Annotated in this window: 9 protein-coding genes and 1 pseudogene; 5 read left to right on the top strand and 5 right to left on the bottom strand. The window is 34.3% G+C overall.

Going from position 1 to position 11,575, the window contains the following annotated elements; translation table 11 throughout:
- Nucleotides 1-9 precede the first annotated feature (9 nt).
- From NST14_RS24650 to NST14_RS24635, 4 genes are all read right to left on the bottom strand, one after another.
- Nucleotides 10-1,965, bottom strand: a complete 1,956-nt coding sequence (locus tag NST14_RS24650) for an ABC transporter permease (protein ID WP_000145014.1) — start codon at nt 1,963-1,965, stop codon at nt 10-12.
- Between the two features lie 80 nt (nt 1,966-2,045).
- Nucleotides 2,046-4,019 (bottom strand): FtsX-like permease family protein, encoded by a 1,974-nt coding sequence (locus NST14_RS24645; RefSeq protein ID WP_061536586.1) that lies wholly within the window; start codon nt 4,017-4,019, stop codon nt 2,046-2,048.
- A gap of 94 nt (nt 4,020-4,113) precedes the next feature.
- Entirely contained in the window at nt 4,114-5,136 is a 1,023-nt protein-coding gene (locus NST14_RS24640; protein WP_000765345.1) for a sensor histidine kinase, read from the bottom strand.
- Between the two features lie 2 nt (nt 5,137-5,138).
- Nucleotides 5,139-5,834: a response regulator transcription factor gene (locus tag NST14_RS24635; protein WP_000276738.1), complete on the bottom strand. Its 696-nt coding sequence runs from the start codon at nt 5,832-5,834 to the stop codon at nt 5,139-5,141.
- 208 nt (nt 5,835-6,042) lie between these two features.
- Between NST14_RS24635 and NST14_RS24630 the strand changes: the two genes are divergently transcribed.
- The 3 genes and pseudogenes from NST14_RS24630 to NST14_RS24620 all read left to right on the top strand — a co-directional run bounded on the left by NST14_RS24630 (nt 6,043) and on the right by NST14_RS24620 (nt 7,604).
- Entirely contained in the window at nt 6,043-6,315 is a 273-nt protein-coding gene (locus NST14_RS24630) for an autorepressor SdpR family transcription factor (RefSeq protein ID WP_001070523.1), read from the top strand.
- On the top strand, nt 6,312-6,950 hold the full coding sequence (locus NST14_RS24625; RefSeq protein WP_229143061.1) for an SdpI family protein: 639 nt from the start codon (nt 6,312-6,314) through the stop codon (nt 6,948-6,950). Before NST14_RS24630 ends, NST14_RS24625 begins: the two co-directional genes overlap by 4 nt.
- Before the next feature lie 23 nt (nt 6,951-6,973).
- Nucleotides 6,974-7,604 (top strand): annotated as a pseudogene (locus tag NST14_RS24620) (SdpI family protein).
- Nucleotides 7,605-7,648: 44 nt separating this feature from the next.
- Here the strand turns inward: NST14_RS24620 and NST14_RS24615 are convergent.
- The gene (locus tag NST14_RS24615; RefSeq protein ID WP_229143060.1) at nt 7,649-8,521 is read right to left on the bottom strand and encodes an AraC family transcriptional regulator; all 873 of its coding nucleotides are present in this window, start codon (nt 8,519-8,521) and stop codon (nt 7,649-7,651) included.
- 305 nt (nt 8,522-8,826) lie between these two features.
- On the opposite strand from NST14_RS24615, the gene NST14_RS24610 reads away from it, so the two are divergent.
- Both NST14_RS24610 and NST14_RS24605 read left to right on the top strand, forming a co-directional pair.
- Nucleotides 8,827-9,597, top strand: coding sequence for an ABC transporter ATP-binding protein (locus NST14_RS24610; RefSeq protein WP_000859654.1), 771 nt, complete (start codon nt 8,827-8,829; stop codon nt 9,595-9,597).
- Nucleotides 9,584-11,533, top strand: a complete 1,950-nt coding sequence (locus NST14_RS24605) for an ABC transporter permease (protein ID WP_073541046.1) — start codon at nt 9,584-9,586, stop codon at nt 11,531-11,533. Before NST14_RS24610 ends, NST14_RS24605 begins: the two co-directional genes overlap by 14 nt.
- Nucleotides 11,534-11,575: the final 42 nt, after the last annotated feature.

The following is an 11,575-nucleotide window of genomic DNA, read 5'->3' as shown; positions in this document are numbered from 1 at the left end:
TTCTATCCTTTAAAACTTAATATGGTGTGATAATTTTTGCATATAGAAGGAACGAATTAAAAGGAAAAATAAAATTTCAACTGTTCCAAAAATCATCAGTACGACTGTAATCTCAGCGAAGAACGAGAGATGTAAAACTTCTTGCAGCATCTTTGTCGCAAACATCGTATGAATTGATGCCATAATGTACGGGACAAAGAATAGAATCGCAAGTTGAATTGTAGCAGATCGTTTCATTTCGGCTTCTGTTAAACCAATTTTTGTAATCGTTACATACTTTTCTTGTTCATTTGTTAAATCTGTATGCATCCTGAAGTAAAGAACACTGCCAGCACCAATAAAGAAAATAACACCTAAGAAAGTACCAATTAAGAAGAACGAAGCGACATTTTGTTTTGTTGTGTATAGAGAATCGCTCGCTTCACTTGCATGGAAAGGCGGGTGTTCTGCTTGAATGTTGTTCCCGTCGGTATTAATTTTGTCTATGAATACCGCGCCGATGTTATTAGCTTTTTCCCAGTCCTTAACTTTAAAGCTATATACACTCATCTGTTTTGAAACAGTGGATAATGCTTCTACATTTTCATCAGATAGTATGAGCAATTGGTATATTAAGCGATTTGGGAATGGATTATAACTTTTATATTCTTTCACTTGTAGTTGTAAATTGTTTTGCGTAAGTGTAAGAGTATTTTTCTTGTCTTTATTGTGAAGCGTTCCAATAACTTGATCATCTAAGTCTTTCATAAGAATATAAGATTCATTCTTATTTACCGTGAGTGTCTCCCAATTTAAAGCTTTAGCAAGTACATTATAGTCACTTTGCTTAATGGCATAATAGAGCTGCGTGTTATTTTCAGCTGAAGATACTTCATATATATCCGTTTTAAATTTTGTATAAGTAAAGTGCTCTTCATTAAATTTTTGTTCTAACCAGTTTAAATGTTCATCCGCCAACGTATTTTCAGTATGTGATAAATATGTAAAAGGAAAAGGGTTTTCTCTTACTGTATCGAACTTCATAAATTTACCAAATCCATATAAGAATGTAATCATAGTAAAAGCAAGTGTTGATAGCATCGCTACAATAAAGAGCATGTTAATGTTTGTCCGAATGCGCGCTGCCAAATCAGAAATCCAAAGCATATTAATTCGCTTCATATAAAATGTTCTTCGCGTTTTTAATATACGAATGAGTAAAAAACTAATTTGTGAAAAGAAAAAGTATGTTCCAGCTGTAACAAGTGACGGAATGAGAAATATACTGGTGGCGGCGTACAAAAGACCAACTACGTCGCCGAGCGACATGAAATATAGCGGATTGGCTGCTAGCACGTATCCAGATATTAAACATATCGCACCAAATAGAGAGATGAGCACAGATGCTTTTCTTTCTTTTTGTTTTGTTCCTTCTTTTAAAAGACGTACAGCCTTTCTCGTCCGAATGAGCATCGGCGTAAACGATGAGACGAGAATGAAGAGTCCTAGAAAAATGATCATAGTTAAAATAATGGCAGCTGTTGGCCAATATAAATATAAACCAGGAACATGTGTAATCTTGGCGGTAACTAATAAAAAGAACTGCGAGAAAACAAGTCCAAGTTGAATGCCGAAAAAGATGGAAAGAACACCAATTAGCATGTTTTCTAGAAATACGAGTCTCTTTAATTGTTTTTGGGATATGCCAAGTACTGTTAAAATCCCAAATTGCTTTTTTCGCACTTTTAAGAAAGTACCGATTGAATATAGTAAAAAGAAAAATGAAAAGAATACGATGACAATTTCTGAAATTGTCATTAATATGTTCAGAGCAGCATTCACGCCTGTCATATGCAATTTAGGATGAAATAAATAAACTGCAAACGAGAAAAAAATTGCAATGGAAAATGCACTGCTTACAAAATAGGCGAAATAAGCTCTGGCGTTCCTTGTGACGTTTTTAAATGCAAACTGCCAAAATGTCATTCACCTAGACCTCCTAGTAGGATGAAGACGAAAAGGATATAAGAGATATCCTTTTCCTCTATTAAATACATTCATAAAATTTAACCATTCGTATACTCTGATAACTTTTGCATGTAAAAAGAACGAATGAATAAGAAAAAGACGATTTCAACTACGCCAAAAATAATAAGAACAGCTGAAATTTCTTTGAATAGTGATAGATCAATTACATCTTGGAGCATTTTTGTTGCAAACATTGTATGAATGGATGCCATAACATATGGAATGAAAAATAAAATGCTAAGCTGAATAGTAGCAGATCGTTTCATCTCTTTATCTGTTACACCAATCTTAGAAATCGTTATATATTTCTCTTGTTCGTTCGTTAAATCTGTATACATTCTAAAATAAAGAACGCTACCGGCTCCAATGAAGAAAATAACACCTAAAAATGTTCCGATTAGAAAGTATGCAGCACTACCAGATGTGATTCTGTATAATGAACCTGCTGATTCATAGGAGCGTATAAGAGGGCCTTCGTATTGGAATTCCTGTCGATCTCTTTGTATTTTTTTCATAAAATCATCAGCAATTTCATAAGTCTTTTCCCAATTTTGTACGTTATAATTGTACGCTGTTACGTGCTTTGTTGTATTTGGTAAGTTGTTTACAACAGAGTCAGGTAAAATTAAAGTTTGGTATGAAAAGTTAGATGGAATGGCCCCTGCTTGTTCATAGCCTTTTACTTGTAATTGCGTATTTGTGCTAGAAAGTGTAATAGACTTTCTATTGTAGCTTGGCTCAAATTCGCTGAATAAGGTTATATAAGCGTTACCTGTTAAGATGTATACTTCATTTTCGTTCATGAATAGTTGTTTCATTCGCAGGGAAGCTGCGAGTTTATTATAGTCACTTTGTTTTATTGCATATATGTCATTATAAGCTGTTATACCTTCATCTTCTTTCAATGGTGTTTCATATAAATCAGCCTTTATTTTTTTATAAGAGAAATTCTCTTTTTGTAATTGTTGTTCAAGCCAATTTAAATGATTGTCCACAAAAGGATTTGCTTCATAAGAAAAATAAGAGAATGGAAACGGTGAACTTCGCGTAACCTCTAGCTTTGTAAACTTTCCGACCCCATATAGGAACGTAATCATTGTGAAAGCGATTGTAGATAGCATCGCTACAATAAACAACATATTAATATTCGTTCGGATGCGGCTTGCTAAATCCGAAATCCACAGCATATTAATTCGTTTCATATAAAACTTTCTTCTTTTCTTTAAAATATAAATAAGTAAGAAACTAATTTGAGAAAAGAAAAAATATGTCCCAACTGTCACAAGTGATGGGATCACAAAAATACTTGAAACCATATATATAACGCCTACTTGTGGGTTTATTGAGAAGAAATATTTAGGATTTGCAGCTAAAATATAACCACCTAATAAACAAATCGCACCAAATAGAGAGATGAATATGGATGGTTTTCTTTCTTTTTGTTTCCCACTATTATTCGTTTTTAAAAGGTTTACCGCCCTTTTCGTACGAATCAGCATTGGTGTAAATGAAGATACGGCGATAAAGAGACTGAGAAATACAATTGTTGTTAAAATAAAAGCATTCGTTGGCCAATATAAATATAGTCCTGGTAGATATGTAATTTTCGCTGTTACTAATAAGAAAAATTGCGAAAAGACAAGTCCAAACTGCATGCCGAAAAAGATAGATAAAATACCAATTAACATATTTTCAGTGAAAATGAGTCGATGTAATTGCTTTTTTGATATACCTAAAACGGTTAACACACCAAATTGCTTTTTCCGAACTTTTAAAAACGATCCGATTGAATAAAGTAGAAAGAAGAACGAGAACAAGACAATGATAACTTCTGAAAAAATCATTAATCCTGAAATTTCTGAGATCATACTGAAATTTTGTAATTTAGGATGAAATAAATAAACAGCAAACGAAAAGAAAACAGCAATGGAAAAAGAACTGCTTACGAAATAAGCAAAATAAGCTCTGGAATTACGTGTTACATTTTTAAAGGCAAACTGCCAAAATGTCATAATACGTACCTCCCGCTAGAAGACAAATATGTAGTTTTATTGCAAAAAATGTATGAGAGTAAGTTCTCATACATTTTGCTAGCATATGTCACGATCATGCTTCGGTCACCTTCTCCGTATGTTCTGCTTGATTATTTGCAGCGTTGTGGAAGATGATTTTAATCGTCGTTCCTTTCCCAACTTCAGAATCTAGTTTGACAGAGTGACCTAAATAATCACAAATTTTACTTACAATATAAAGTCCCATACCAGTAGATTCTCCGAATGTACGACCGTTTTTCCCAGTGTAAAACGGTTCGAATACTCTTCGAATATCTTCTTGCGGAATACCAACACCTTCATCACGAACTTCTAAAATAATATCTTTTCCGTTTCGGTAAGCGGATAAGAATACTTTCTTTCCGCGCTCACCAGAGTAACGAACAGCATTTGTCATTAACTGATAGATGATAAATTTTAGCCATTTCGCATCAGAAGCAACTTTTAAATCAGAATGAACTTCTAAAACAGGGAAGACACCATTACGAATGAATAGTTCTTTTAATCCGTTAATATTTTTTGTTACCGTATCTTTTAATGAAATCGTCTCGACATGGAAATCTTCATGGAAGTTATTTAACCTAGCCATGTATAAAGCCATATCAAGCCCTTGGTTTAGACGCTCTAATTCTTTTTTAAACTTTGGAATTAAATGTTCGTCTTCCATTTCTAGCACCATAAGCTGCATAACAGAAACAGGTGTCTTCATTTGATGTACCCAATGGTTAATGAATAATTGATGTTCTTGTTGTTTTACTTCATACGATTGTAGTTCTTTTTGGAAGAGGCGGTACTGCGTACGCACGAGTTCATTGACACCGTGAGGCATTGGAGCAGTCGCTCTTTCAATAAACGCATCTTCCATTTTTTCTGGTTGCTCACTTAATCTATGGTACATTCTACGATTGCGGACGTAACGGTAAGCGAGGAAACAAATAAATAAGTATAAACTTAAAACGACGAAGTAAAATTTATTATTTTGAAATCCATCTACTGCATCATAAAGAACGAAAATGATACCGAAGTTTAATACGTACAGTAGAAAAAATGCAAAATGATCACGTAAAAATAGCTTCATGCTTATTCACTCCAAGTTGCGTTAAAGCGATATCCAAGTCCACGTACTGTTTCAATAGAGTTCTCAATGCCAAGCTCATTAAACTTTTTACGAAGACGCGTAATGTTTACGTTTAATGTATTTTCCTCAACGAAACTTTCGTCATCCCAAAGCGCAGCTAATAAATCTTCACGGCTCGCTGTACGAGGGAATTTAGATAATAACATTTCTGCTAAAATAGCTTCTTTCTTCGTTAAAAGAACTTGTTCAGATCCGAAGTGAATTTCAGGACGTTCTGGGAATAGTTTTAAGCCTTCTACTTCAACGATACGTTCAGAAATGTTTGGTGCATAATCACCGTAAATACGGCGTAATTGACCTTTAATTTTTGCCATTACAACGTCATAGTGGAACGGTTTTGTAATATAATCATCCGCACCGCTTTCAATCGCCATAATTTGTTCCATCTCACCAGCACGAGCTGAAATGAAAATAATAGGACAAGTAGATTCATGACGAATTTGGCGGCACCAGTAAAATCCATCGAATTTTGGTAAGTTTACATCAAGTAAAACAAGATGTGGCTTTACAGCGTTAAAAGACTCCATAATATCATCGAAGTTCTCTGCAACAACAGCTTCATAGCCATATTTTTGAATGTGAGATTGTAGTAATGATGAAATATTTGGATCGTCTTCAACGATTAAAATTTTATACATATGTATATTCCTCCTAAAAAAACAATTGTAGCTATAGTGTATCATGTGTTTCAAGTCTTTTCATTATGTTGAAAGATAAGCTAGTAAACAGTATAGGTCAAAAGCAGAGAAAGTAAAAAGGGCCTCGTATATAATTGACAATTAACTGAAATCATTTTAACATTTAGATAAATATCTAAATGTCTAATTAGTGAAAGGAAGAAAGACATTGAATCAAGCGTTCAAAGCATTAGCAGATCCAACAAGGCGAAAAATTTTAGACTTATTAAAAGAAGGTGATCTAACCGCTGGTGAGATTGCTGAACATTTCAATATGACAAAACCAAGTATTTCACACCACTTAAACGCACTTAAAAATGCTGAACTTATTCAAGATGAGAAGAAAGGTCAATTCGTTATGTACTCTTTAAATACAACTGTCTTTCAAGATTTGTTAACTTGGGTATTTACGTTTACGAATAAGGGGGAAGAGGGGAAATGAGGAAGCATATATTTCCGTTATTATTAATTGCTGTAACGATTATTGCATGGTGTGCTGCATGGCCTTATTTACCGGGAGAGATTCCGAGTCATTGGAACATTGATGGTGAAGTGAATGGACATATGTCAAAAATGGGAATGTTGATTTTTGATGTAGCAATTATGATTTTTATATATGTATTAGTAACTGTATTGCCTAAGATAGATCCAAAGTATGAGAACTATAAAAAATTTCCTAAAGCACTTGGAAGGATTAATGGAGCAATTTTATTTTTCTTATTTACTATTAATATGATGACACTAGCAAATGCTTTAGGGTATAACGTTCCAATTGGAATTTTTGTGAACGTAATGGTCGGTATCCTTTTTGTTGTACTCGGCAATTATATGCAACAATGTAAACCAAATTTCTTCATAGGTATTAAAACGCCGTGGACGTTAAGTAGTGAAGAAGTATGGAGAAAAACACATAGGTTAGGGGCAAAGATTATGATGATTGGCGGTATTGTAATCATATTTTCCGCGTTTCTTCCGGGAATGTGGAAAATGATTTGCTTATTAAGTGTTGTAGTCGTACTGGTTGTTGGTACGATGGGATATTCATATGTTGCTTATAAAAAAGAAATAGGGGGCTAATAAAAAATTATGGGGGAGAGAGGATGAAAAGACACGTATTACCATGGAGTTTAATTAGTGGCATTGTAATTGGATGGGTATATTGTATGGCCATATTTACCAGAACAAATTCCACGCCATTATAATGCAGCAGGAGTAGTAGATGGATATTTTTCTAAAATAGAAGCAAGTTCATTCTCGATAGGTAGTATGGTAGTGCTCTATATGATATGGCTAGTTTTTGGATTCATAAAAGATAAGTCTACACAGCAATCCAAAGTTCTTTCAGCGATTAATTATGCCATTCTCTTTATTGGATTTGGATGTAACATATTTGCACTATTAGCAGCATCTAATTATATTGCATCGGGCTCAATTGCATTTAATTTTGGACTTGGAACATTGTTTCTTGTACTAGGTAATTACATGCAACAAACGAAGCCGAACGGGTTAGTAGGCATTCGAATGGACTGGACATTAGAAAATCCTGTAGTTTGGAGAAAAACACACCGATTTGCTTCGAGGGTATTTGTAATAGGTTCACTTTGTATATATGTTGGGGCTTTGCTTCCAGATCCGTTTAATATTTTTATGGGGATTGGAATTATATTAATATGCATTATCGTATCAACAATAAAGTCATATAGCATTTATAAAGAAGAGTTGAAAATGTAAATAAAGCAGCCTTTCCTTTTAAGGAAGAGCTGCTTTATTTTTTATCATTTCTTCAAAACTGGTATCCAAATTTCACTTTTAAAGTTTGGAGAAGATATATCTTTCTGTTCATTCCATAATATTTCCGGTCCTTCCGCTAGTTCATAGTTTGAGGAAGGAAACCATTCGGAATAAATGCGTCCCCATACATTTTGTAGTGCATCCGGAAATGGACCAACAGCTTCAAATATAGCCCACGTTGAAGCTGCAACTTCAAGTTGCGCAAATTGCTCTGGGCAATCTTTCATTGTGGCTACGCCAATATAGTGATCAAGTTCTCCTTTTTCCTCCATTCTTCCTTCAGAAAAGTTAGTAGAAGCACTAATAATTCCAGTAGGTTCCATATTTGAAAGTGACTTTAAAGTTTGAATGACATCTGGATTTAAACTTTTCCACATAGAAGCAATTTCTTCATTTACACCGTTAAATACAATCGGTATGCGTTTTGTAATACCAATAATTCGAAATGGTTCTTTTTCTTCAATTCGATAATTCATTTCATTTCCTCCTTGGATGGATAATTGGAAGGTCATTGGTGAATAGGCTTTTAAGGAATGACTACTATTTCGGGCTTCTGAAGGTGTTATGCCGTGCAAGTTCTGAAAGGCACGCGCAAAAGAATCTGGTGAGTTGTACCCATATTTGATAGCTACATCAATGACTTTTGCATCGCTATTTTTTAGTTCAAAAGCAGCGAGAGTCAGACGTCTACAACGAATATATTCTGATAGTGATATGCCAGCTAGAAAAGAAAACATTCTTTTGAAATGATATTCCGAGCAGTAAGCTAGCTTCGCAACTTCTTTAAAATTAATTTCATTTGTTAGGTTGTTTTCAATATAGTGCATTGCAGCATTCATATTTTTAAGTGAATCCATATGATGACCTCCTCTGTACATAGAATAGCAGGAACGAAATAGCTCCATCCGACATTTCGTGCACAAATTTGTAGGGTACATTTTGTACCTTACAAAATTGTAATGTTCCTGTAAGGAGAATGAATGGATGGCATGATATCCCAATGTTATAGTAACAAAGTACTTTGATTCATTAGGTTAAATTTTGATTTCTTTGCTTACTGGTCTTACATAACTGTCATGTTTGTGTAAGAAACATCGATAGTGGAAAAAGTAGAGAATGTATATAGTGAAAATAGAGAATAGATGAAATGAGGGATGTCGAGATGAAAACAGTGTTAGAAGCAAAAAATATTGAAAAAGTGTATGACACGGGTGGTAATAAATTTGCAGCGTTAAAAGGTATTAACTTACAAGTAAAAGAAGGTGAGTTCGTTGGAATTATGGGACCTTCTGGTTCTGGAAAGACGACTTTACTAAACGTTCTTTCTACAATTGATAATGCGACGAACGGTGAAATTTTAATTGATGGAAAAGATATTGTGAAAATGAATGATGATAAGTTAGCGTTATTCCGCCGCGATCATTTAGGTTTCATTTTCCAAGATTATAACTTATTAGATACGTTAACTGTAAAAGAGAACATTGCGTTACCTCTTGCGTTATCAAAGGTGAAAGCGAGTGAGATTGATCGCCGCGTTCTTGAAATCTCAAAGAAATTCGGTATTGATCATATTTTAAGTCAGTTCCCATATCAAGTATCTGGTGGACAGAAGCAAAGATGTGCGGCATCACGTGCAATCGTTACAAATCCAAGTATGATTTTCGGGGACGAGCCAACGGGAGCACTTGATTCGAAATCAGCGACAGATTTACTTGAAAGTATGAAGTCGCTAAATGAATATGATAATTCTACAATTTTAATGGTAACGCACGATGCGTTTGCGGCAAGTTACTGTAAACGAGTTATTTTCATTAAAGATGGTGAGTTATATAAAGAATTGCACCGCGGCGAGTTAACGCGTAAACAGTTCTTCCAACAAGTCGTTGATGTAATGTCTTCTATTTCCGGAGGTATGGCTGATGACCTTATCTAGCATTGCCCTCCGCAACATACAGCGGAACTTTAAAGACTACTTTGTATATTTTGCATCTATGATTTTTAGTATCGTTATTTACTTTACATTTAAAGCACTGCAATATAATTCACAAATGGAAAAAGCAGCGGAAGCTTCTAAAAAAATTAGCGGGGCATTCCAAGTTTCCAGTGTGATGCTTATTATTTTCGTAGCGGTGTTTATTATATATTCGAATGGTTTCTTTACAAGAAAACGTAAAAAAGAAGTTGGACTCTATTCCTTATTAGGTATTCGTAAAAGACAAATTGGTAAAATGCTCTTTTATGAAAATATGTTAATGGGGTTAATGTCTTTAATTATCGGGATTGCGATTGGTAGTGTCCTTTCAAAATTATTCCTTGAGTTATTAGTAAATATGATGGGATTAAATTTAAATGTTCATTTTGAAGTACCGATGGCTGCCATTATTGATACAGCAATTATTTTCTTTGTGATTATTTTATATACATCACTTCAAGGATATCGTTTAATTTATCGATTCAAGCTAATTGAACTTTTCCGTGCAGAACGTGAAGGAGAAGCAATGCCAAAAGGATCTGTTATTATGGCATTCATTTCAGTTTTCTTAATCGGTTCAGGTTATTTCTTAGCGCTAATGTACATGAAAGCAGTTATGTATGCAGACTTTATGGTCGTTGCATTATACATTTTATTAGCGACAGTAGCAGGAACTTATTTATTGTTCATGTTCTTCACAGTATTTATATTGAAACGTGCGAGAAATAATAAATCAGCGTTTTATAACGGTATGAATATGGTAACGACATCACAGTTACTCTATCGCATTAAAGGAAATGCGAAATCACTGGCGACAATCGCTATTTTAAGTGCAGTAACATTAACGGCGGTTGGTACGTCAGTTACGATGTATTACAACACATTTACGCAATCAAAAGTTGCTGCGCCGTATAGTTATTCCTATGAGAAAAAAGATGCAGCATTAGATAAAAAAGTAAATGAAATACTTGCTGGAGAAAAGAATAATCATCCAGTCACATATGAATCAGAAGTTGAAATGATTCCTGTGAAAGGAACATTTAAAGGTGAAAGAGCGGATCAAGTTCTGAACACACACTATAATGTGACGAAGCAGTACCAACTTATTTCTCAATCAAACTTTAATACAATCGCGAAACATTTAGATATAGAACCTGTAAATTTAAGTGCGAATGAAGCTTTTGTATATGATAGCTTATATATTGAAACACTTGATTTTGGTCCTCTTTACACAGGAAATACAGCTGTATTCCCTGTTGGAAGTGAATCGAAAGAGTTAAAGATTAAAGGTGTAAATAGTAGAAGTGTTACAAACTTAAATGAATTATTTGTAATCGTTCCAGATCAAACATATGAGCAGGCGAAACAAGTAAACGAAACGCGCACTGTAAAAAATATTGATGTAAAAGGTGAGCGAAATAGTAAAGAGTTAACAGCGAAATTAGCAAGCGTTATGCCAGCTGGTGAATCAGAAGTTTTAAAACCATTTAACGATTTCTATACAGGATTCCAAATGGGGCTTGAAACGACAGGCTTAATGATGTTTATTGGGTTATTCTTAGGATTAGTCTTCCTATTAGCGACAGGCTCAATCATTTACTTTAAACAATTAACAGAAGCAAGTGCTGACCGTGATCGTTACATTGTCCTTCATAAAGTTGGTGTAACGAAGCAAGAAATGAAGAAAGCTATCGCAAAACAAGTAAGCTTTATCTTCGCTATTCCGTTAGTAATCGGAATTTTGCATAGCTTGTTTGCACTAAAAGGTTTAGGGAACATATTACCGTATGAAATCATGATCCCACTCCTAATTAGTATTGGAGTATACGGCGCTATTTATATCGGATATTACTTCTTAACAGTTCGTTCTTATTATAAGATTGTGAGTGCGAAATAATAAGTGAAGCTGTGAGGAAGGAAAAAGCCATTTACCTAATTT

Source organism: Bacillus sp. FSL W8-0519, from assembly GCF_038005585.1.
Classification (GTDB): domain Bacteria; phylum Bacillota; class Bacilli; order Bacillales; family Bacillaceae_G; genus Bacillus_A; species Bacillus_A paranthracis.
The sequence above is the reverse complement of the archived record's forward strand: the minus strand, read 5'-3'. Positions and strand labels throughout refer to the sequence as shown.